The 24,193-nt window shown below is 34.1% G+C and carries 21 protein-coding genes, 1 pseudogene and 1 riboswitch; of the genes and pseudogenes, 6 read left to right on the top strand and 16 right to left on the bottom strand.

The window, feature by feature from the left end:
* Window positions 1-82: 82 nt before the first annotated feature.
* The 3 genes from AC1M36_RS10130 to AC1M36_RS10140 form a co-directional block, all read right to left on the bottom strand.
* Window positions 83-643, bottom strand: a complete 561-nt coding sequence (locus AC1M36_RS10130) for an NADPH-dependent FMN reductase (protein ID WP_479845813.1) — start codon at window positions 641-643, stop codon at window positions 83-85.
* 219 nt (window positions 644-862) lie between these two features.
* Window positions 863-1,711 carry a YitT family protein gene (locus tag AC1M36_RS10135; protein ID WP_336454177.1) on the bottom strand — a complete coding sequence of 283 codons (849 nt, stop codon included), beginning with the start codon at window positions 1,709-1,711 and terminating at the stop codon, window positions 863-865.
* Between the two features lie 58 nt (window positions 1,712-1,769).
* Window positions 1,770-2,666 carry a LysR family transcriptional regulator gene (locus AC1M36_RS10140; RefSeq protein ID WP_431613228.1) on the bottom strand — a complete coding sequence of 299 codons (897 nt, stop codon included), beginning with the start codon at window positions 2,664-2,666 and terminating at the stop codon, window positions 1,770-1,772.
* A gap of 504 nt (window positions 2,667-3,170) precedes the next feature.
* Between AC1M36_RS10140 and AC1M36_RS10145 the strand changes: the two genes are divergently transcribed.
* Complete coding sequence (locus AC1M36_RS10145) at window positions 3,171-3,401, top strand: DUF896 domain-containing protein (RefSeq protein WP_431613229.1); 231 nt, start codon at window positions 3,171-3,173, stop codon at window positions 3,399-3,401.
* Between the two features lie 140 nt (window positions 3,402-3,541).
* Here the strand turns inward: AC1M36_RS10145 and AC1M36_RS10150 are convergent, their stop codons facing one another.
* The 4 genes from AC1M36_RS10150 to deoC form a co-directional block, all read right to left on the bottom strand.
* On the bottom strand, window positions 3,542-3,937 hold the full coding sequence (locus tag AC1M36_RS10150; RefSeq protein ID WP_336454174.1) for a cytidine deaminase: 396 nt from the start codon (window positions 3,935-3,937) through the stop codon (window positions 3,542-3,544).
* 39 nt (window positions 3,938-3,976) lie between these two features.
* Window positions 3,977-5,278: a pyrimidine-nucleoside phosphorylase gene (locus AC1M36_RS10155; RefSeq protein WP_431613230.1), complete on the bottom strand. Its 1,302-nt coding sequence runs from the start codon at window positions 5,276-5,278 to the stop codon at window positions 3,977-3,979.
* A 37-nt stretch (window positions 5,279-5,315) separates the two neighbouring features.
* Window positions 5,316-6,497, bottom strand: coding sequence for a NupC/NupG family nucleoside CNT transporter (locus tag AC1M36_RS10160; protein WP_336454172.1), 1,182 nt, complete (start codon window positions 6,495-6,497; stop codon window positions 5,316-5,318).
* A 111-nt stretch (window positions 6,498-6,608) separates the two neighbouring features.
* Window positions 6,609-7,280 carry a deoxyribose-phosphate aldolase gene (gene deoC / locus AC1M36_RS10165; protein ID WP_336454171.1) on the bottom strand — a complete coding sequence of 224 codons (672 nt, stop codon included), beginning with the start codon at window positions 7,278-7,280 and terminating at the stop codon, window positions 6,609-6,611.
* 164 nt (window positions 7,281-7,444) lie between these two features.
* Here deoC and AC1M36_RS10170 point away from each other — a divergent pair, with 164 nt between their 5' ends.
* Window positions 7,445-7,807, top strand: coding sequence for a hypothetical protein (locus tag AC1M36_RS10170; RefSeq protein WP_336454186.1), 363 nt, complete (start codon window positions 7,445-7,447; stop codon window positions 7,805-7,807).
* Between the two features lie 60 nt (window positions 7,808-7,867).
* Here AC1M36_RS10170 and AC1M36_RS10175 read toward each other — a convergent pair whose 3' ends face one another.
* From AC1M36_RS10175 to panE, 6 genes are all read right to left on the bottom strand, one after another.
* Window positions 7,868-8,815, bottom strand: a complete 948-nt coding sequence (locus AC1M36_RS10175; protein WP_336454170.1) for a sugar-binding transcriptional regulator — start codon at window positions 8,813-8,815, stop codon at window positions 7,868-7,870.
* A gap of 296 nt (window positions 8,816-9,111) precedes the next feature.
* On the bottom strand, window positions 9,112-10,200 hold the full coding sequence (gene nheC, locus AC1M36_RS10180) for a non-hemolytic enterotoxin subunit C (protein WP_336454169.1): 1,089 nt from the start codon (window positions 10,198-10,200) through the stop codon (window positions 9,112-9,114).
* A 196-nt stretch (window positions 10,201-10,396) separates the two neighbouring features.
* Window positions 10,397-11,605 carry a non-hemolytic enterotoxin subunit B gene (gene nheB, locus AC1M36_RS10185; protein WP_431613232.1) on the bottom strand — a complete coding sequence of 403 codons (1,209 nt, stop codon included), beginning with the start codon at window positions 11,603-11,605 and terminating at the stop codon, window positions 10,397-10,399.
* Between the two features lie 53 nt (window positions 11,606-11,658).
* On the bottom strand, window positions 11,659-12,819 hold the full coding sequence (gene nheA, locus AC1M36_RS10190; RefSeq protein WP_479845814.1) for a non-hemolytic enterotoxin subunit A: 1,161 nt from the start codon (window positions 12,817-12,819) through the stop codon (window positions 11,659-11,661).
* A 628-nt stretch (window positions 12,820-13,447) separates the two neighbouring features.
* Window positions 13,448-15,274: an APC family permease gene (locus AC1M36_RS10195; RefSeq protein ID WP_336454166.1), complete on the bottom strand. Its 1,827-nt coding sequence runs from the start codon at window positions 15,272-15,274 to the stop codon at window positions 13,448-13,450.
* 146 nt (window positions 15,275-15,420) lie between these two features.
* Window positions 15,421-15,566, bottom strand: a riboswitch (cyclic di-AMP (ydaO/yuaA leader).
* 129 nt (window positions 15,567-15,695) lie between these two features.
* The gene (gene panE, locus AC1M36_RS10200) at window positions 15,696-16,628 is read right to left on the bottom strand and encodes a 2-dehydropantoate 2-reductase (RefSeq protein ID WP_336454165.1); all 933 of its coding nucleotides are present in this window, start codon (window positions 16,626-16,628) and stop codon (window positions 15,696-15,698) included.
* Window positions 16,629-16,854: 226 nt separating this feature from the next.
* Here panE and AC1M36_RS10205 point away from each other — a divergent pair, with 226 nt between their 5' ends.
* Window positions 16,855-17,058: a GNAT family N-acetyltransferase gene (locus AC1M36_RS10205; protein WP_420792384.1), complete on the top strand. Its 204-nt coding sequence runs from the start codon at window positions 16,855-16,857 to the stop codon at window positions 17,056-17,058.
* 678 nt (window positions 17,059-17,736) lie between these two features.
* Window positions 17,737-18,069, top strand: a complete 333-nt coding sequence (locus tag AC1M36_RS10210) for a DUF1877 family protein (protein WP_336454185.1) — start codon at window positions 17,737-17,739, stop codon at window positions 18,067-18,069.
* 62 nt (window positions 18,070-18,131) lie between these two features.
* Here AC1M36_RS10210 and trhO read toward each other — a convergent pair whose 3' ends face one another.
* The gene (gene trhO / locus AC1M36_RS10215) at window positions 18,132-19,106 is read right to left on the bottom strand and encodes an oxygen-dependent tRNA uridine(34) hydroxylase TrhO (protein WP_336454164.1); all 975 of its coding nucleotides are present in this window, start codon (window positions 19,104-19,106) and stop codon (window positions 18,132-18,134) included.
* Between the two features lie 539 nt (window positions 19,107-19,645).
* On the opposite strand from trhO, the gene AC1M36_RS10220 reads away from it, so the two are divergent.
* Window positions 19,646-20,944: an Nramp family divalent metal transporter gene (locus AC1M36_RS10220; RefSeq protein ID WP_336454163.1), complete on the top strand. Its 1,299-nt coding sequence runs from the start codon at window positions 19,646-19,648 to the stop codon at window positions 20,942-20,944.
* A gap of 42 nt (window positions 20,945-20,986) precedes the next feature.
* On the opposite strand, the pseudogene AC1M36_RS10225 reads toward AC1M36_RS10220, so the two are convergent.
* A pseudogene (locus tag AC1M36_RS10225) lies at window positions 20,987-21,847 on the bottom strand (M23 family metallopeptidase).
* A gap of 232 nt (window positions 21,848-22,079) precedes the next feature.
* On the opposite strand from AC1M36_RS10225, the gene AC1M36_RS10230 reads away from it, so the two are divergent.
* On the top strand, window positions 22,080-23,366 hold the full coding sequence (locus AC1M36_RS10230; RefSeq protein ID WP_336454162.1) for a TcaA 3rd/4th domain-containing protein: 1,287 nt from the start codon (window positions 22,080-22,082) through the stop codon (window positions 23,364-23,366).
* Between the two features lie 296 nt (window positions 23,367-23,662).
* Here AC1M36_RS10230 and AC1M36_RS10235 read toward each other — a convergent pair.
* A partial coding sequence (locus AC1M36_RS10235) for an IS3 family transposase (RefSeq protein ID WP_479845815.1) occupies window positions 23,663-24,193 on the bottom strand: 531 nt, incomplete at its 5' end.

Consider the following 24,193-nt stretch of genomic DNA (forward strand, 5'->3'; position numbering starts at 1 on the left):
TATTCATCATATAGAAAATTCAAACGACCCATGATCTTTATACTCTCGATGACTCCTATGAATATTCCCCACACAGCATCTCTTATTTATTTCGTAAAACCTTTAACGCATCACTCCACGCAATAACTTGATCGATCATGTTATTGACTGCGCCTTCATGGTGCGCAGCAGGTTTAAAAACAGTAAAGTTCTCAAAATCTGTGAATAACGAAAATCCGACTTGGTTACGCACATCAGCAACCTGCAGCTCACCCATGATTAATCTTAAATTCTCTATTGCACGAGATCCCCCCATTCCACCGTACCCTACAAAACCAGCTGCTTTATTATTCCACTCATTATATAAATAATCCAGTGCGTTCTTAAGCGCTCCCGATGTTGCATGGTTATACTCAGGTGTCACAAAAACATACCCATCAAGTGACCCAATTTTTCCAGACCATACCTTTGTATGTGACTTAGTATATTGTCCAGTCGCTGGAGAACCCGGCTCATCCAACAATGGCAAATTATAATCAGCAATATCAACAAGTTCAAACTCAGCGTCACTGCGTTTCTTTGCCATATCGTATACCCATTTAGCAACTGCTTCACCGTTACGCCCTGGACGTGTACTTCCAATAATAATTCCTATTCTAGTCATGTCTTTCCTCCATATTCATCGTAATATAAATGCAGATAGAGAGTTAAAAAGTCCATCTGTATTTTATAATTTCACAATCCATAGCTTTTACTTTTTGTATACATGTTATTCACTTTAAAACGAATCATAGATTTAAAAATGATTTACACGCTTCTACTCATCTAGTTTTTACCGATTTCAATAAAAGAGCTAGTCTTCAAAATTGAAGACTAGCTTTTTTTAACTCGCTTTAAAGCCGCCACCTAACACATCACGTACATCGTGAATAACAACGAATGCATTTTCGTCTTTTTGACTCACGACTTTCTTTAATTGCATAAGTTCTTGTTTATTAATGACAATATATAATACTTCTTTATTATTTCCTGTATAACCGCCCTTTCCCTCTAATACTGTTACACCACGTGTCATATTCTTCATAATAGATTCTCTAATCATGTCTGGATTGTTTGAAATAATTGTTACAGCCGTCTTTGTATTCAATCCTTCTACAATAAAATCAATAACCTTTGCACCGATAAATACCGCTACAAGCGTATACATCGCTTTTTCCTGTCCAATAATAAATACTGAACCTGCAATAACGACGATATCAATAATTAATACACCTTTTCCAACACTCCAGCCTAAATATTGGTTTGCTAATTGTGCTATGATTGCAGATCCACCTGATGTACCACCTGCACGGAACATAAATCCTAAACCAACGCCAACGAAAACACCCGCAAATAGAGCAGCTAATAATGTATCATGATTTACCGGAGTCGCAATATCTTCTGTGATATATAAAAAGAAAGATGAAGAGACAATACCAAGTATTGTATACACCATTGTCTTTTTATCAAAAAACTTATACCCAATTGCAAGTAGTACTGCATTTATTAACAGGTTTACAGTGCCTGGTGACCATTCAAATAAATAATATGTAATAACTGTAAGTCCAATAATGCCACCTTCAGATAATCGATTTGGAATCGCAAAAAAGTTAATTCCAATCGCAAATAATAATGATCCAATTACGACAAGCGCTACTTCTTTTACTCTCTCATTCATTACTCTATCATTCATTCTTTTTCCCCCTATCTACCCCAATATATATTTTTTCAGCTACTTTTAGATCAGAGAATCAAGCGAATTCTTTCCATTTCTCTGCATGCTTTTCTATCATTTCAATTAATTTCTTCATTGCAGGAGTTAACCATTTACTTTTGTGATATGCCAATTCAGTTGTGACGAAATCTTCACTATACGTCCATGGTAATACACTAAGCTTACCTTGCTCGACTTCTTCTTTTACCGTTATAAACGGTAAATAAGATATCCCTAGCCCACACATAACAGTTTGCTTAATCGCTTCAATACTCCAAAAATGAATATGAGAACAATTAATACCATCTTCTTTAATCCGTCTTTCTAACAAATCTCGATAGCTCCCTGGCTCTGTAAGCAACAACATTTCTCCTTCTAAATCAGCAGGGCTAACGCTCACTTTTTTTGTGAGTGAATGTTTCGGCGGAGCAATAAGCACAATCTTCTCTTGAACAAGAGAATGGGTAACGATATCCGCACCTAGTTGTTCTGGATGTGTAAATAAAGCGAAATCAAATTTCCCTGATTTTAGCTCATTGTGCAATTCTTGACTCTCTGATGGTTGTAAAATGATATGTACTTGCGGGTACTTCCTTTTAAATTCATATAAAACAGCAGGTAATCGATAAATCATTAAAGACTCATTTGCTCCAATGCGTATTGTCCCTGAAAATTCCCCGTTCATTTGAGATGATTCCAATGCTTCATTTGATAATTCCAATATTTTATGCGCATAAGAAAGCATATGCTCCCCTATATCAGTTAAAATTACTTTTTTACCAAGGCGATCAAATAATGGATTCCCAATCTCTTCTTCTAACGATCGAATATGATTGGTGATTGTCGATTGCGTATACCCAAGTTGTTCTCCAGCCCGTGTAAAGCCACCGCTTTCCGCTACAATAATAAAAGTTTTCAAATGGCGCAGCTCCATACTTACTCCTCCTGTTGTACGATCCTATATCTTCTCGATTTTTTTCTTTTTATAACCATATCTCTATATTAATGAGAAAATGAATATGTAAGTTATATCGTTTTCCATTTACTCGAAAACGCAGTCTATTATGTAACGAGACACCAACAAAAATAATCATTCTCATGAATTTAGTTGGTTTTACACACAAACTCACATATGTTCACACTGAGCAAGTCTCTGAGGACCTTTTATTCTCTATTTAAATCATCCATGAAACAGCTGTTCCTTTACACTCATCTAATCGCTATTATATATTTAGACTACAAATAAATAAAATGAATTATTTTAATAGAAATCATTTATAAAAATGATGGGTAAATTAAATATACTACAATTAGACACTCTTCTTTCAAAAAGAGCGTCTTTTTTATTTGCCACTATTGACATAATCAAACAAAAACATTACAATAACTTTAAATTAGTAAGTTACTAATTTAAAGTTAAAAACGAGAGGTGAGTATAATGAAAAATATATTATTTCGCATTAATGAACTAGCAAAAAAAGAAAGAACTTCCGGGCTAAAAGAAACTGAAAAACAGGAACAACAGATGTTACGACAAAGCTATATGAAAGAATTTCGCGGGAGTTTAGACTCTATTTTATTAAACACAACAATTGTGGATCCTAACGGAGAAAACGTAACTCCGCTTGCTTTACAGCATGCAAAAAATCGCTTGAAACTTGGAAAATGAATACTCAAATGGATGTAACGAAAAAATTTGATAAAACATAAAAAGAGCCTAATTTCTATCTTTAGAAATCATGGCTCTTTTTAACATATAATCTCATTGTCTCTAATCCGATTACTTCATAATTTAAAACACTTTTACACTCAAGATAAATCCGCTATTGTAAAAGCACCTGGCAACAATTGTTCCACCGTTACTTCTTTTTCATCACCTTTTTGATTTGTTAGTAATACCGGCATTTGGGGATCACAAAACTCGGCAATAACTTGTCTACAAGCCCCGCATGGCGAAATCGGGCCATCTGTTTCACCCGTGATTACCAAATAACTGAAATCACGTTCCCCTTCTGATACCGCTTTGAATATAGCTGTTCTTTCCGCACAATTACATAAACCGTAAGAAGCGTTTTCTATGTTACAACCGGTATACACTTTACCTTCTTTCGTAACTAACGCTGCACCAACAGGGAATTTAGAATATGGAATATAAGCTTTTTCTAACATTTTAGTCGCTTCTTCAATATATCTTTTTTTATCCATGTTATTTCCTCCTCAAAGTACAGTTCATTTTAATAGTTCTTAATCAGTAATAATTGTATGAATTAATTTAGGAGTTTCAGCATTTTCTGATACAGAAATGTTTTCATAAATTTTAGCTTTTACATCTTCTACGTTTTCACGATTTGCATAAATCGTAACAAGTGGTTCTCCTTCTTTAACAACTTCTCCCACTTTTTTGCGTAGCATTAAGCCAACCACTAAATCAATTTCATCTTCTTTTGTTGCACGACCTGCACCTAGAAGCATAGCAGCAATACCAATTTCATCAGCCACAATGTTAGAAACCACACCTGAAGTTTTAGCTGGCACATCAATTACATATTTTGCTTGTGGTAACTTTTCTGGATGATCTACAATTGAGCTATCTCCGCCTTGATTGCTTAAAAACTCTTTAAATTTCTCAATTGCTTTTCCGTTCTTCATAACTTCTATTAACATTTCACGTGCTTCTTCTAATGTATTTGCTTTTTTACCAAGCACAACCATTTGACTTCCTAATACAAGCACTAATTCTGTTAAGTCTTCTGGTCCTTCTCCTTTTAGCGTATCAATTGCTTCCTTCACTTCAAGAGCATTACCAATTGCAAAGCCCAGCGGTTGTGACATATCTGAAATAACAGCCATTGTTTGACGTCCAACATTATTTCCGATTCGTACCATCGCATGTGCTAATTCTTTTGCATCCTCTTCTGTTTTCATAAATGCACCTGCACCTGTCTTAACATCAAGAACAATTGCATCAGCACCAGCTGCAATTTTTTTACTCATAATTGAACTTGCGATTAACGGAATGGAATTCACTGTTCCAGTTACATCGCGTAATGCATAGATTTTTTTATCAGCAGGTGTTAAATTTCCTGTTTGTCCAATAACTGCAACTTTATCACGGTTCACTAAATCAATAAATTGTTCTTTCGTAATTTCAACATGGAAGCCTTCTACTGCTTCTAATTTATCAATCGTACCACCTGTATGTCCTAAACCTCGACCAGACATTTTTGCAACTGGTACATCTAACGCAGCTACTAATGGTCCTAAAACTAATGTTGTTGTATCCCCAACACCGCCAGTTGAATGTTTGTCTACTTTAACTCCTTCAATCTCTGATAAATCAATTGTTTCTCCTGAATTTACCATAGCCATCGTTAAATCAGCACGTTCTCGATCAGACATGTCTTTGAAAAAGATAGCCATTGCCAGTGCACTCACTTGATAATCAGGTATTGATCCATCTGTATATCCTTTAATAAAGAACCCGATCTCCTCTGTTGTTAACTCTTTACCATCACGTTTTTTCGCAATAATATCTACCATTCTCATCTTAATCACCATTCCTTTTTTGTATTCTATGAAACTTTTAATATATTAAACCAACAATCGTTGCCGATAAGAAACTTACTAACGTTGCACCGAAAAGTAATTTCAAACCGAATCTTGCTACTACATTCCCTTGTTTTTCATTTAAGCTCTTAACAGCTCCTGCAATAATTCCAATTGAAGAGAAATTCGCAAATGAAACAAGGAACACGGATATAATAGCTGTTGTTCTTCCAGAGAAATTAAAGTTTCCTTGTGCTAAATTTGTCATAGCTACAAATTCATTTGATACAAGTTTCGTCGCCATGATGTTACCTGCGTTCACAGCTTCATGCCAAGGAACTCCCATAATAAATGCAAACGGCGCAAATACATAACCAAGAATTTCTTGGAATGAGATACCAATTACACCTTTAAACACAGCATTAACGAAAGCGATTAAAGCAACAAATCCAATTAACATAGCTGCTACTGTAATAGCAACTTTAAAGCCATCTATTATATATTCGCCTAACACTTCAAAAAAGCTCTTTTTCTCTTCCTCTTGTACTTCTAACATATCCTCCTCTTCAGTAACCTCGTAAGGGTTAATGATAGAAGCAATAATAAATCCACCAAACAAGTTAAGTACTAAAGCGGTTACAACATACTGCGGTTTTAATAAAACCATGTACGATCCAACGATGGACATCGAAACTGTAGACATTGCAGACGCACACAATGTATATAATCTTCTTTCCGATAGCAAACCTAGTTGCTTCTTAACAGAAATAAACACTTCTGATTGTCCTAAAATTGCTGAAGCCACCGCATTATACGATTCAAGTTTCCCCATCCCATTTATTTTACTTAAAGCTAAACCAATATATTTCACAATAAATGGTAACACCTTAATGTGTTGCAGGATTCCGATTAAAGCTGATATAAAAACAATTGGCATTAATACCCCTAAAAAGAACGAAAATTCTTTTTGATTCACTAACCCGCCAAATACGAAATTAACACCATCACCAGCATACTTTAACAATTGTCCAAAACCATCTGCAATTCCAGCGATTAGTACATTTCCAATGCTTGTGTTTAATAATAAGAAACCTAAAATAAACTGAAGCACAACCATCGTTATAATAGGACGATATTTCACTTTTTTTCTATTATTACTAGCAAGCCATGCAATACCTAACACAATAATCAAGCCTATGATACCGATTACATATTTCATAACATTCTCCCTCCTTTTCCGTATCCGCTTACATATTTTCAATTATTAAAGTAATAGATACACTATGCTCTTTAACATTTTGTGTATCTATTACTTCCCATTCCTTATGAATTAGTAGTTATCTGAAGCGCCTTCTTGATCATTTAATACGATTGCAACACTTGCACTTGCACCGATTCGAGAAGCACCAGCTTCAATCATCTTTTCTGCATCTTCACGTGTACGAACGCCACCTGATGCTTTCACACCAACATTTGCTCCAACAGTTTTGCGCATTAATGCGATATCTTCAGCAGTCGCTCCACCAGTTGAGAATCCAGTTGAAGTTTTTACAAAATCAGCACCAGCTTTTACAGATAATTCACAAGCACGAACTTTTTCTTCGTCTGTTAATAAACAAGTTTCAATGATAACTTTTACAAGCGCTTTTCCTTTTGCAGCTTGTACAACTTCACGAATATCTTTTTCAACAAATTCATTGTCACCATCTTTTAAAGCACCAACATTAATCACCATATCTACTTCAGTTGCGCCTTTTGCAATTACATCTTTTGTTTCAAATACTTTTGTTTCAGTTGTATTTGCACCTAAAGGGAATCCGATAACTGTACAAATATCTACATCATGTCCTGCTAATTCTTCAGCAGCTAATTTCACCCATGTAGGATTAATACAAACAGAAGCGAAATTGTATTTCTTTGCTTCTTCTAAAACTTTCATTACATCTTCTTTTTTCGTATTTGGTTTTAAAACTGTATGATCAATTAACTTTGCAATGTTCATTTTCTTCACTCCTCATATCTTTTAACAACTTCATTCTAACCCCTTTTTGAACAAATGTAAATACACTCATGAAATTTTGTTCAATCTTTTCTAGGAGGAAATTATCCCCAATAAAACGAATCTTAATTTGTAGTATAAAATGGGAGACAAAGGATGTGAGCCATTTGCTAAAATCGAAGCCCTTTATACTAGCATTACTAATATGCATCGCACTATCTATATTTGTCTTTCAAAAAAGGAAAGTAATTTTCCAAGAAGGGAACCCAATACCATTTGCTATAGCTATTTCAAAAATGGTTATTCAAGATAAGGAAATGATAGCAGTAGAACCAACAGATAATGAATATCCTTACTTAGTAAAACGTGGAAAAATGGAACCGTTTATCCATATGATGGAGGAAGATGGTTGGACTTTTGTGGAAAGAGATATAATGGCTAACTCCCTAACTTTTGAAAAAGGAGATCAATCGAAGAGTATCCCTTATAAATATTATACGAGATACTATACCCTTATTTACTCATACTAAAATAGATAATATATTCAAAAAGGCTCTCCCAAAACATTACTTTTGAGAGAGCCTTTTATTTTACCCTTTTTTATAATGCAATAATTCTTTTGCAGTATGCTGATCTATAATTAATACATTTGCATATCCACCGCTTAACGCTCCATCGATTGCTCTCACTTTTCTTGATCCCCCCGCAACGAGGATAGAACGTTTCTTTAATCGCAGTTCTTCTAACTCAATACCAATTGTACGCTGATTAATTTCTTTACTACTAATATTGCCGTTCTCATCAAAGAAACGTGAACAAATGTCACCGACTGCTTGTTTTTTCAACAAGCTCGTTTCATCCTTATCCAAATATCCTAATCGGAATAATAGCGCTTCATCACGCACAGTTCCGACAGTGAAAATTGCAATGTTTGCTTGTTTTCCCATTTCAATAATGTGATGAATATGTCTATCTTGTTCCACTAATTCTTTCGTCACTGCATTATCAAATATAACTGGAAGTGGTAAATTTCTGGGTGTCGTTTGAAATGCGTCTGCAAATAAAGCGATTGTCTCATTCGCATATGTATTTACACTTGAATGACTAATACCACCTTTCAGCTGGACAACTTCTACCCCTTTTACGTGCTGAGGTATAATTTTCCTAGCAATTTCATACATTGTCGTTCCCCAACTCACTCCGACGATGTCCCCGTTTTTAACCGTCTTTTCCATATACTCAGCAGCGTATTTACTAATATATTCTGTAATTGTCGCATACTCTGGTACCGGAGAAAATACAACATGTGCTTCTAATAAATTATATTTTTCTCTAAGTAAGTTTCCTACATTATCTAAATCAGCAAATGGATCTGCTATGTTAATTTGAACAAACCCTTTTTCTTTCGCATATTTTAACAACCTTGAAATAGTCGGTCTGGAAATTTTTAACTTATTAGCGATTTCTTGTTGGCTATAATCAGATTGGTAGTATAATCTTGCAACTTCAACGCTTAGTTGTTGTTTTTCTTTATCCATACTAAATATATCCTTCCTTACATTTTCTATACTCAAATACATCATACTTACAAGCATTATACCGCTTTATTCCAGAAAATTCGACCATCTGAATTAATAGCTAACTTCCCTAGGATAAATCACTTCAAAATGACTGATTTAGCGTAAAAATTTTCAACAACAAGTCTCTCTATATTCTCCTTACTTATATTCTTTCCTCTCTATTTATTCCACATTAACAGGCAGTAAAAGACCGATTGGTGCAGGATAATAATCAGTGGCGGATGAAGAAAACCACCACTGATTCAAGTTTCACTTTATTTCACTTTTGCATCTTCATGTAATTTTTCTGTATAATTCTTGACATCCTGCCAACTATCTTTAGCTATATTTAGATCTTCTTTAATAAAAGTAAACTCTTCAGGATTGATACTTTTTACATTTTGTAACAAATCATTATACTTAGCACCAATTGTATACCACTGATTCGAAATATTTTGAAGAGAAGTAATGGCTGCATCAATTGTTTCCGTCATATTTATTGTTTTATTTTTCACATCGGTCAAAATAGCTATCTCTGCCTGTGCCCCAGAAATTCTCGTCTTTAAATTTTCGATTTCTCTCTCTGCGTTTGCAATATCTTTCTTGGCAACAGCAATCATCGGTCCACCGGCAAGACAAGTAATTAACGCCGCACAAAGCACTGACCCAGCAATTAGCATATCATTACTTTTTTTAATTGAATCATTATAAGTATTGATTTGTTGCTGCAAAAGTGGAATTCCAGCATTTCTACTTGCTAAAATTGCTGTTAATTGATTTGAATCGTCTTTAAAGCTTTTTGTATCTTCCGCCATTCTATTTCGAAACGTTTTTAAGTTTTCTAATAGCTTGTCCACTTCACTCTGATTAGTCAAAATAATATTGTATAGTTTCTCTAGATCAGATTTCAATTTCCCTCTGTCTTTTTGGTCAATTGCTGTTATTAGACTACTGTAATAAGACTGAAACGTCCCATTAAATTCCACTATATTTTGATCTGTTTTCATAATTTTAGGTTTCATTTCATCTAACCAAAAAGATGCATTCACTTTTGCATCTTTTTGATGCTTAACCATGTTTTCTCGTAAACTGCTATTAATTGAACTAATTCTACTCAAATCTGTTTCCTGTTGATTCCGAATTGTATTCGCATACGAATCCATTGCAAATACACTAGATGTTGTTTGCGCCATTACATCTTGGAATCCAGCAGGACCAAGGGAATAATTTTTATCACTTTCTTGTAATGAATGGATTTGTTTTTTTGGTTCTGCTGCAAGGGGATGCAGTGGTACGATATTACTTGTCGTGACCCCAAGAACCATCATTGACAACATGATTTTCTTATAAAACCTCTTATTCATATCTCCACCTACTTTGTATTAAGTGCAACTTCTATTAACTGAAGTTCTCTTTATCACAACCATTCTCTATGTCTCTCTGTTCACGAATAATGAGATTAAAAATCTCCTGCTCAAAATTGAACAGGAGACCTGCATCACATACTTTATATATCCGAAAAAATTATCAAGCATCTCTATATAAAGCATTAGTGATTTATTACGCTTTTGTATCTACTACTTTAATATCCTCAGCATAAATCTTTTCAGCATAATCTTTAATATTTTTCCAGCTATCTTTCGCAATACTTAAATCCTCTTTGATGAAAACAAGATCGTTAGGGCTAATAGATTCAACATTTTGAAGTAAAGAGTTATATTTTGATCCCATCGTATACCATTGGTTTGAAATATTTTGCAGTGCAGTAATAGCTACATCGATCGTATTCGTTAAATATTCAGTTTGATTTTTAATATTTGTTAATCCAGCTACCTGTAATTGAGCTTGCGAAATTTGTCCTGTTATCTTTTGGATTTCTGCCTGCGCATTATCAAGTTCTTTCTTCGCTAAAACAATACCAGCTGTTCCACTACCTATCGCTGCTGCCCCCCCTGCAATGAGTCCAATTCCTAGCGGAGTCCCTGCACCAGTAGCAATTACAACTGCACCACCTATAATAGCAATTGGGCCTAAAGCTGTTGCAACTGATGAGCCAATGATAATTGCGTTATATTTACCAATCGCCTCATTATACGTTGTGATTTGATTTTGCATAAGTGGGATTCCAGCATCTTGACTTGCTAAAATAGACGTTAATTGATTGGCATCACCTTTAAAGTTTTGTGTATCTGCTGTCATTTTATTTCGGAATTTTTTTAGGCCTTCCACTAACTTGTCTACTTTTTCTTTATTCTCTGTAATACTAGCAGATAATCTTGTAAGTCCTTTTGTTAGTGTTGCTTTGTCTTTATTATCTACAGCAGTTACTAGCGTATCATAGTAATTTTGGAATTTCGTATTATAATTAATAATATTTTGGTTCGTAGAAATCAATTGCGGTTTAATTGTATCTAACCACTGATTTGCATTTCCTCTAGCCACATCTTGATGATGAACAACTTTTGTTTTTAAAGAATCATCAACTGTCGTTATACCATTAAAATTAACATTTGCTTGTTTAATAATTGTTAAAGCATATAGGTCCATTACTAAAGCATTTGAACCTGTTCGTTCCATTGCGTCTCTAAGACCGTCTGGCCCTAATGAATATTCAGAGTACTTGTCCGATGCATCTGATGCACTAGCATGAATCGGAATTGGTTTTGTTGGGCTTTCCGATGCATATGTATGTGCTGGCAGAATATTACCGGCTGCCACTACTGCCATGATTGCTGATAGAGCCATTACTTTATAAGGTTTTTTTGTCATTTTTCTTCTCTCCCTATATTTATTAATTATTGTGAGGTATTATCTACTTATATTTAATGTACTTCTACATTTGCCACGTAATTTTCAAATTGATTTGTTTGTTTCTTCACCTCATCACTTACTGTTTTAAGCTGACTGAATTGTCTTTGAAGTGTACTACTATCGATATGAACACTTGTTTCAAGATTGGATTTCATTTGAAGCATATTTTCATTTAGTACCTTCCAATCACTAACCAAGTATTCTATAGTCGTAATTTGTCTATCAATTAGCTCCGTGAAACTTTTCACCTGATCTTCAATAAAAATAATTTCTGTCGCTTGAATTTCAGTTTGTGATAACTTTTGAATAAGCGGAATTAATTCTTTTTGCTTTTGCTGAATTCTATTAGCTGCTTCTCTTGTTTGACTATCAGCAGCATTTACAATTTCATCGCTAAGAGACCCAATTGATACAAAATCTACCGTTTTTGTTTGAGCTGTTTGATTCGTAATTGTAAAAACTTGCTTCCCGATATTAATCGAGCCTTTAATAATTTCATTTGGTCTATTTAAAATTTTTGTAAGCTCCGCTTGAATCTCTTCTTGAATTCTTTTAATATCCGCTCTTATTTGTACAATATCTCCATTTGAACCTTTTAATGACTGAATTGCTGTTTCAGCCTTTTGAGATAGGCTTACACTATCTTTATCCAATAAAGCTTTAAAACGATTTAACTCAAGTAAAGTTTGTTCCATGTTATCTTGAATTGTTTGTGCTTGACTTTGAAGTCTACTAAACGCTCCTACAAATTCTCCCTTTGCTTGTTCATCTTCATTTACTTTTCCTACTAAATCATATAATTTACTGTAATAGCTATTAAACCTTGTACTATACCTCATCATCTCTTGGTTTAAATCAATTAATTTCGGATTATATTCATCTATCCATTCACGGACATTCGTTTTTGCAAACTTTTGATGATTCGCCAAACTACTCATAGCGTCTACTTTAATATCTGGCTGTTGTAAAATAACTAATCCATACGCTTGTATTAAAGGTGACTGTGATCCTAACATTCTAATCGAGTTTGATAATGTATTTGCAGCCATTACGTTTTGTACATATGTTGGCTTCAGTTCAGATTGCCCTCCTTCATTGTAAGCGCTTACAGAAGTGTAACAACTTGTAGACATTGCTGTAACCAATAACCCTGTTATGAAAGTCTTTTTCACTCTAACTCCTCCTCATGTATTAGTAGCTATTTATATTTCATTTTCGTGTTCTATTTTTCGAGTACATTGTAATAGGTAAAAACAGAAAACGTTCTCATCATAATTCGTTGAATACCCACCTCTCTCAATTTAATAAAATTAAATTGCAGTACTTGCTTGAACTTAAGAAATATCATATTAACTACTCATCATACTTTTAAACAATGAATAAGCTTGTATATTTTTTGCTATTTACAAAGATTTTCACATTCATACATTGAATATATTACATAAAAATATTATTCATTTTTTACCAAAAATTTGTCAAAGTATGAACAAGTCACTTTATTTAAATTCAAGTTTTATACTGTAGCCTCATTTAAACACAGCTATTTTTCATCGTAAAGAAGTATTTTAATTCCCTTTATTTTCAAAAGTTCATGTCCTTATTCCACAATAAAATCAAAGAGGCTCATCTACTTTAAATCCCCATAAATAACAATAGAAAGCCCTGCTTATTAATTCGAAATAAAATTATTTTAATATAATTATTTCTCCGATATGCAATTATGCATAGTATATACATTATTCCGCAAATATAAAAAGATAGCTTTACCCAAGTAAAGCTATCAAAAAAATCTATTATTCTTTATTTTTTCAAGTGATAAGGTACCGTCGTAATAACTACATTTCTCTTATAAAGCAAGAATGCACGAATTAATAAGCTCGACTGGTTATGAAGAATATTATGCCAGCCTTTCTTAGGAATAAATTGCGGTATTACTACAGTAACCCGGTAATTTGATTCACTTGCTTTATATTGAACTGTATCAATAAATTTGGTCAGTGGCTGAATAATACTTCTGTAATGAGAGTGAAGTGTCACCAGTCTAACTTCAGGCTGCCATTTCTTCCACTTCTCTTCAAAATTCTTTTCATCTTCTCTTTCAAATGCAACATATACGGCGATAATTTGATCTGGTGAAAGAGACTTTGCATAATTCAATGAATTTTCTACTACATGAGTCATACCGGCTACAGGAACGATGATTACGTTCCCTTCGATTGGCACAATTGATTCACAAGTTTTAAGGCTTAACTGATCTCCTACTGCTTCATAGTGTTTTTTAATTCGATGGAAAATAAAAATGATAACAGGTAAGAAAACAAGCACAGTCCAAACTTGTGCAAACTTAGTTAAAAAGAACATACTCATAACGATAAAACTAATAACGGCACCTGTTAAATTAATTGTTAATTTCAAAATCCACCCTTGTGGCTTTTCACGAATCCATTTTACTACCATTCCAGTCTGAGATAACGTAAATGGAATAAATACCCCTACTGCATATAGCGGGATAAGATGTTCTGTTTGACCTTGAAACGCAATAATTAAAATAATAGAAGCAATTCCAAGTATGATAATACCGTTTGAATAGCCTAATCGATCGCCTCTAATCGTAAACATTCTTGGAATAAACTTATCTTTCGCAAGATTAACTGCTAATAAAGGAAATGCTGAATAGCCGGTGTTAGCAGCAAGAATTAATATTAAAGCTGTTGTACCTTGTATAAAAAAGTACATAAAATTCCGTCCAAATGTTTGCTCAGCAATTTGTGAAACTACGGTTACTTCTTTGCTAGGAGTAATTCCGTAATAATAAGCTAGATAAACAATTCCAGAAAATAAAACAGCCAGTAAAGCCCCCATCGCCAGCAATGTTTTTGCTGCATTGTTAGGGGCTGGATCTTTAAAGTTTGGAATTGCATTAGAAATTGCTTCAACACCTGTTAAAGCCGAACTACCTGATGCAAATGCTCTTAACAACAAAAACAAACTGATACCAGCAACTGGTGTTCCAATTGGCGTATGCAAATTTGGTGAAACGTGACCAGTTACAATATTATATATTCCTACTCCTATTAATATAAATAATGCTAAAACGAATAAATAAACTGGATATGCTAAAACAGAAGCGGACTCTGTTACTCCTCTTAAATTTAATATTGTAATAAATAATACAAATATAATCGCAATAATTACATTGTGTTCATGTAAACTAGGAAAGGCAGATGTAATCGCATCTGTACCTGCCGATACACTTACTGCAACTGTTAAAATATAATCTACTAATAAGGATCCTCCAGCTATTAACCCTGGATTCACACCTAAATTTTCTTTTGATACTACATACGCTCCCCCGCCGTGAGGATACGCAAAAATAATTTGTCTATAAGATAAAATTAAAGCTGTTAACAGAATTAATACTCCTATTGCAATCGGAATGGAATACCAAAATGCTAACGCACCCACTGTCGCTAAGGCAATTAATATTTGCTCTGGACCATATGCCACTGATGATAAAGCATCAGAAGAAAGAATAGCTAACGCTTTCTTTTTGTTAAGCTTTTGCTCTCCTAATTCGGTTGATTTTAACGGTCTTCCAATTAAAAATCTTTTTATAGATGAAACCACTGCTGTCCACTCTCCAATAATTTTGTACGAACAATTCTTTGCTAGTTAAAGCTAATAAACTATCTTTTCAGAAAACAAAAAAATGTCTACAAGCCATAACAAATAGACTTGTAGACATCAATTTTTTTGTCGCACAAGCTCCACCTTCCTTCTCAATATAACGCTTACGAGGTTAGCTGTCGGATTCGGGCCTATGAGTAGCCCTACCTTTTTCAAGGATTCACCCCTTGGATTATGCAATAATCCATAAAAACGGGTCCCCCGTACCATGCGGTTTCAGCGATTTAGAAATTTGAAACTGTGGATTATAATACTCCTTTATTTTAAAAAAGTAAACAAAAATTTTCACCCGCCGAATACAAAAAGGATAGAAAAGTAATGATACTTTTTCTATCCTTCAATCATTTCGGTGCTATAAAAACTATACCGGTTCTTTATTTAAAGTCATTTCTTCATATACTTTTAAATTTTGATAGACCGCTTTCAATAATGGTGCATCTACACGAAGTTGTTTTGCTAATTTTAATAAATATCCTTGCAAATGTTCTCCTTCAATTAACGAACCTTTTTCCATATCTCGCTGCATAGATGACTTCATATCATAAGAAATTTTATCAATTGTCTTCATATGTTCCTCAACAATATTTTCTTGAATCGGAGCACCAAATACTTTCATAATCTGTGCTGATTCTTCAAATACACTTCGAAGAAAATCGCGGCCACCATCACTTTCGCGAATCGGTCCTATCGGTGCATGCATTAACGTCGTCACACCTGACATTACTGTAATAAATAAATATTTATGCCACATATCTCGCAAAATATTTTCACTTAGAACAAAACTCGCTTTCGTTCCAGTTAATACTGTAGCAATTTGTTGTATCCTTGCTGAATCATGGTGTTTCATTTCTCCAAACACAAGTCTATCAGCAACACTGGTTTGTACGACTTCTCCTTCATCGTTTAAAGTTGTCTCTATAAAACATAAACCACCACTAACCTTTTCCTCACCAAACTCCTGTTGTAAAAGTGATAAATGAGCAATACCGTTTAGTAGCGGAATTATAACTGTATGATCACCTACAAACGGCTTCAAATCTAGTATTGCTTCTTTTAAGTGATATGCCTTTGTTGAGAATAAAATTACATCAAATGGAGAAACGACATCTTCTTTCGTTACTAATTTGGGTTGAAATGAAAAATCTCCATTCGTACTCCGAATAACGAGACCTTTTTCTTCTAATTGTTGTTTTCGCCTACTACGAACGAGAAAAGTGACATCTTCCCCCTTTTCTACTAAACGTCCACCAAAATATCCTCCGACGCCTCCAGCTCCTAATACTAAAATACGCATATAAAACTCCTCTTTTCCAAACATGAAAATTTTACATCCTTGTAGCATAACTATATTATACATCTGATCCATCAAACAAACAGAAAATTCAACTTTTTAACAAAAGTTAAGGGCTATATACTATATAATATTATTCATTATGTTATTAACGAATAGATTAGTCACATTTCAATTTATGTATTATACACTTAGTAAAAACTTGTATAGTTAGAAAGGATGAGAAGAAATGCAATATCCAATGTTCTTATCTAAGAGATTAACCATACGCCCATTTGAATTAAATGATGCTCCTAAAGTTCAAGAATTAGCAGGAGATAAAGAGGTGGCGAAAACTACTACAATTATTCCTCACCCTTATCCAGATGGCTGGGCAGAAGAGTGGATCCCCTCTACCCATACAGCTATGGATAAGGGGGACAGCTTTCACTAAAAACCCTGCCTCTTCTAAAGTCATGCAAAATTGGGATTGACACAAGAATGAACATTTAAACAAAGTTGTTTGTACTGGGAAGTATATGAAGATACTGTTGTTTACGGTTTAACAAGATCTGATTATAACAAGAGTAAGTAGCTGCTCTTCTTTTTAGCAAATATCAATAATACGAAAATGGAGATTTTTGATTCATTACTTGTTCAATATGAAATCTAACTACTAATAAAGTGAAACTTTAATTAACGAGACTAAGAAAATATCTTCATAAAAAATAAAAATCCAAAAAAAACCATAACATCCTTATAACAATTAAGTTTTAGCTTCTTAATGAATAATTATAAAAGGAGTAAGTCAAAAAATTTTATGACCTACTCTTTTATTTAAACACTTTTCTTGTGTTGATTCACCAGAAGTAATCTGTATTTCCTCATCCCTTAAAAAGGAGTTGAAATACCCTTTCCTCCCCTTATTTTCAAAGTACTTATTCTATCCATACCTATAAAAAATGATATACTAAATTCAAAATCTTTAGAGGAGCTGGCTATTATGGGGATGATTGGACAGTATATATTAGTTACAGATGAAGAATTAAGTAAAATCAAAACCAATGAGTTAGATATTTATTTTAAAGAAGCTGAGTTAGATATCGATAAGTCATGGTAATTACTCCATTTTATTTTATGTGGTGAAATTGGCGGAGGCGAACCACCACTTGGACATGTCGTACCACTTAATGATTCCATCATAGATAACGATTCTCTCGGTACGTTTTATCTTACAGCTAGTGAAGTCGAAGAGGCTTATTCTGCAATACAAGATTTAAACAAATCTGATTTCAACAACATGTTCAACTTTCAAGAATTAATGGATGAACAACTTTATCCACTTGTTGAAGATGATGGCCCAGATGAAATATTAGAATATACCTATAGTTACTTTTTAGAAATTCAAGAACTATATGAACAAGCTGCTGCAAACAAGCAATGTGTAATCTTTTTCATTATCTAAATAGAAATAAAAAACGGATCCTCTCTTTTACGAGAAGATCCATTTTTTATTAAAGTGAACGATTATCCTAATTTCACTTGATTTTCTTCTTCAATTTTTGCTAATGCGATAGCCACTTGCTCTTCTGTTAACTCATGTTCTTTCACATAACGGTTACGCGGGTGGACACGACATTCGTGTGAGCAAGCACGTAAATATTTCGCCTCATTTTCTTCAGAACATAGAATCTGTTTGTTACATTCTGGGTTTGCGCAATTTACATAACGCTCACATGGTTCTTTTGTAAAGTGGTCTTTTCCAACAATAACATGTTCTTTTTGGTTCACTGGTACACCAATACGCTCATCAAATACGTAACATTGACCATCCCAAAGTTCACCTTGTACTTCTGGATCTTTTCCGTATGTTACGATTCCGCCATGAAGCTGACTTACATCTTCAAACCCTTCACGAACTAACCAGCCTGAAAACTTCTCACAACGAATACCGCCTGTACAATACGTTAAAATCTTTTTACCTTCGAGAATTTCTTTATTTTCTCTAATCCAATCTGGTAATTCGCGGAAAGAGTGAATATCAGGTTTAACTGCACCTCTAAAATGACCTAAATCGAACTCATAGTCGTTTCTTGCATCAATGATAACTGTATTTTCTTCTTGCATTGCTTCATAAAACTCTTTTGGTTCTAAATACTTACCTGTTGTTTCTTTCGGATTGATATCATCTTCTAGGCGAAGTGTAACAAGCTCTGACCGAGGACGCACATGCATTTTTTTGAACGCATGCTCATCCGCTTCATCTACTTTAAATACAATCCCTTCAAAACGTGGATCGTTCTTCATTGCTTCCATATATTTCTCTGTTTGTTCAATAGTACCTGAAGCAGTTCCGTTAATTCCCTCTGTTGCCACAAGAATTCTTCCTTTTAACTCAAGTGAATTACAAAATTCTAAATGCTGAGCTGCAAATTCTTCCGGATTCTCAATTGTTGTGTACATGTAGTACAATAACACTCTGTATGGTTTTGGATTTAACATTTTATTTTTACCACCTATCTAAATTCGATATTTTAAAATCATGTATAAGTTAACGATCATATCGGAACATATAAGAATAAGAAAAGATATGTTAACTATTGTTCAAATAACTTTCTCCTATTTACAATGTTTTCCCAGAAGTTAACGCAAATGAAAAACGAGATTACATAACAATCCACTACGGTTGTGATGTAATCCCAATATATTATATAACATACAAATTCGTTTCCAGCAATTAATATGCTGTGAATCCTATTTTACAATTAAAAAACACCCTTTTCCATTCCATATTATAGGTCAACTCTCTTTATTCTCCTACAATTCCAAAAGTTATAACTGTATTTAGGCTTCCTCGTTTATTTTTGTTACATAGTTATTTCGAATGCACCTTTTATTGCGTTAAGTCATATAATTTGCATTAAGGAAACACTTATGTTCAAATAAAAACATCAACTAAAAATATTTAAATGTATTGAAATAACTAATACGAATACATACAATGATTGCATTAAGCTAAGAAACTAAAGGGGAAAACTACTATGAATAAAGCTATAACAAAAGATGAACAAGCTCCTTCACAAAGTACAACAGTTCAATCTGCTCAACTCGCTTTAAGTGGTGAAACAAAAGGAATAAAGAGATTATTACCTTTTCTAGGACCAGCATTCATCGCATCTGTTGCTTATATTGACCCTGGGAACTTTGCTACAAATATTGCAGCTGGATCACAATACGGTTACTTACTACTTTGGGTCATTCTCGCTTCCAATTTAATGGCCGTTTTAATTCAATCACTATCAGCAAAACTCGGGATTGCAACTGGAAAAAACCTTCCTGAAGTCGCTCGTGAGCACTTTCCAAAACCCGTTTCAATTGGCTTATGGATACAAGGTGAACTCGTGATTATGGCTACTGATTTAGCCGAATTTATCGGTGCGGCTTTAGGGTTATATTTATTGTTTGGCATTCCAATGTTACCCGCTGCTTTAATTACCGCAGTTGGATCATTTATTATACTCGAGTTTCAGCGCAGAGGCTTTCGTCCATTAGAAGCTGTTATTACAGGAATGGTCTTTATCGTTGTTGTAGCGTTTGGTGTACAAGTATTTTACGCAAAACCAGAGCTAAGCCCCCTTCTTTCAGGGCTATTTATTCCTAAATTTCAAGGTGTAGATAGTATTTTACTTGCAGCTGGGATTTTAGGTGCAACAGTCATGCCACATGCAATTTATTTGCATTCTGCTTTAACGCAGCGCCGCGTAGTCGGTACAACAGATGAACAACGAAAAAAGATTTTCCGCTTCGAATTCATTGATATTATTATCGCAATGGTGATTGCTGGAGCAATTAACGCAAGTATGCTCATCGTAGCAGCCGCTCTATTCTTCAAAAACGGCTTACATGTTGAAGATTTAGACGTTGCTTTTAATGAGTTTAGCAACTTAGTTGGCCCTGTATCAGCTAGCCTTTTTGGAATTGGATTATTAACTGCTGGTTTATCTAGTTCTTCCGTCGGTACAATGTCTGGTGATATTATTATGCAAGGATTTATCCGTATGCATATTCCTTTATATGTAAGACGATTTATTACTATGATCCCACCTCTTGTTATTATCGCTTTAGGGGTAAATCCAACTTACGCTCTCGTTATGAGTCAAGTCGTATTATCATTTGGGATTGCATTTGCATTAGTACCGCTTATTCTGTTTACAAGTAACAAAAACATTATGGGCGCGCTAGTGAATCATCGTATTACAAATACAATTGCTTGGCTAATTGCTGCGTTAGTTATCGCTTTAAATATTTTCTTACTGTATCAAACATTTACAGGACAATAACAAAAAGGATGTGATACACATTTGTATCACATCCTTTTTGTTTCATTTAGGTGAAATGACATCCCCTATCGATACCTCTTTACCATCCTTCAAACGGACTCCTCCATTTGGCATAGCTGTTCCCTCTATATCTCGAAAATACAATGGTAATCCTTCTGAAAGAAACAAACTCGTCTTAGATGGATCTTGTCGTTGATGGTGTATATGTAGGTGCGGTTCACTGGAATTCCCTGAATTCCCCACTTTTGCAATCACTGTTCCTTCGTTTATATATTGCCCTTCTTTCACTTGTACTGATCCTTTCTGCAAATGAGCAAGGATTAAGTATGTTCCAGTTTCCTCTAAGCGTAAATATATGTGATTACCTGTCATCGAATCAAAATCATCAGTTCCTGGTTTCAAATCCGGTTCATCATTATGAACCGATATAACTGTTCCCGAAGCCGGAGCTACTACCTCCGCACCATATATACCGTAATCTTCTAACTTCGAGCTTTTTATACCAGCTGGCGGAATGAGAAGGTCGTATGCCCAGCGTTGATTAGGTGCCCAAGCGTGATAATTCGTATCCAGCTCATCCCCTCCCCATCCTACTAATACAGCTTGATTCAATGGCAAACGAACCATGACTTTTGGCTTTATTGAATAAACATCGGCCGGGTAAGCAATTTGTCCTATTCCAACAAATCATCCTGCTGGCCAAGCCCCAACTATAGATAAAACCAAAATAAAAATAATTATTTTATCTATACAACTTCTAGAAAACACATCCCAACTAATTGTAGTTATTATGATGATTAAAATAACGATGGAAAAGAAACTAAAAGCTTGTATTCCCCACCAAGCAAAGATAGCTACACTACTGTGGATTTGAAATAAAGTCACGAAGTTTATAAAAAAGATGCGATGTTTTAAATAAAGTCGCGACGTTTTGCCCCATTGGATCTGTTTATCTAAAGGGGTGTTTTTATAGTGAAAAGAAGGTCTGAACTGAAAGGCGGATTAAGGAACTGTTGAGTAGCAATAAAGTTACTCCACATCATTTTTTTATAGATTTTAAAATTCTAAATATCCATTATGAATCTGAAGATTCCCACATATTATAAGAATGATGAGAATTAGAGGAGGGGATTTTATGAAAAAGAAATTATTAATCTTTGGAATACCAACTGTTGCTGTATTAATTATTATTTTTTTAGTAATAGGCAAATCACCTTCCCCATCGGATCTTTCAGCTGAATTTGAAGAAAAGGTTAGAAGTGGGGATGCCGAAGGGTTGATGGATTTGGTTACGGTCGATGAAGGGCTACAATGGGATAAAAATAGCGCTAAAAGTATTATTAATTACTTGAATGAAGAAGAACGCGATTTCAAAGATCAAATAATGTTATTAAATGCACAGGCAAGTTACTATGAAACTGAAGGAATATCGAATAATAAAATTTCCCAATTATATCCTGGTAATAGTATTTCAAGTATCGGTCCATTTTACATAACCAAAGAAGACAGCCTATTTGGCGATAAATACATTCTTAAAGCACGAGGATATAAGCTAAAAGTGAATGGAGAAAAGGGAGCAAAAGTTATCCTAAATGACAAAAATATTGACATGGATAAGGAATCAATCATGTTAGGTACATTTGGACCGGGTGTATACGTTATTAAAGGGCAAAAAAATTTTGATTATGTAACTGTTAAGGATCAAGAAAAGGTCACACTTTTTGATATAGACGATTTTGAGGAAACAGCGAGTTTGAACTTTTCCGGTGAAACAGTACCGGTTAGCATCGATATTCCAACCACTTTATTGGTAAATGGTAAGAAAACAAAAGAAATTGAAGATGATGTTCAATTTGGCCCTGTAAAAGATGGCATTACGTTACAAGGAGTAACGGAATTTCCGTGGGGTAAAGGGAAAAGTGAACTACAGAAAGTTGAAATCAAATCGAAAAAGCAATATAATTTAGCACCCAATCCAATAGTAGATGAGACCATAAAAAAACAGATTACAACAGTGATAAATGATTTTTACAAGAATTCAATCGCAGCCAAAGTAAACAAAGACCCTAATCAGTTAACAAATGTATCAGATCATTTGAAATTGGAGTACACAAAAACCATTGAACGTTATGATGGTAATATACGTTATTTTAAAGGCGACGCCTTAGGCACTAGAATCGATTTTTCACAAGTAACATGTCGAATTGATAAAGGGAGCTATCTTCTTGAAATTCCGGTTGAATATCATGAAAAATCAGAAGAAGGTTATCTTTCTCTTTTGCAGGAAAAGTTCTTAAAGAAATTAATAACACTAAAGTACAATGAAAAACAAAAAAATTGGCTTATTGAAAATGAAGGAAATCAATTAAGAATCGATGATGACTATATGACAAGCGAAGAAGTAGTAAAGACAACATTTTAATGTTGAAGTTAAACGGTCTGAGTGGTTATTAATTTTGAGGAAACCGCATTTTTATTAAAAAAATGCAGTTTCTTTAGAGTAAAGGTAAATAACATTTACAGAGTAAAACTCAAAGGTATTTATTAATTTCATGTTGATTTGTTTATTCAAGAAAAGGGCGCTATTTTGGAAAATCTAAGATGAAAAATGATCAAACTTTTTTATAAAACCGAAACTTAAATATGCTAAAGAAGAATCCATTTTGATCAATCTTGAACAGCTCCCTGTCAAGTAGACAGTGGAAATAATAAAAAACCTTAAGCGGCTTGAATCCTGTATTCCAATGGGCTCAAGCCGTTTAACCTTTCTTGGTAACGCTCGTTATTATAAAATTGGATATACTCATCTATTGCCTGTTGTAAGGCTTCAAATGTTTCATATTTATGTAAGTAATACTTTTCACATTTCAACGTTCCCCAAAATGATTCCATCGGTCCATTATCTATACATTTCCCTACACGGGACATACTATGAATCATGTTTGCTTTTTCTATTTTTCTCTTAAATCCATGTGATGTATATTGGTACCCCCGATCACTATGAATCAATGGTTGTTCATTCGCTTTTAATATATTGATAGCTTGGTCCAATGTCTGAAATACCAATTTATTATTGTTTGAATGTCCCAATACATAATTAATAATAGAGCTATCATAAAGATCTAAAATAGCGCTTAAATATATTTTTCTTCCGCTTTTTAATTTGAACTCTGTGACATCTGTTACCCATTTTTCATTAGGTCTGCTTGCCGTAAATTCACGATTAAGTCGATTTTCAGCGACATATTG

This window comes from Bacillus sp. Medicinal_06 (genome assembly GCF_056711665.1).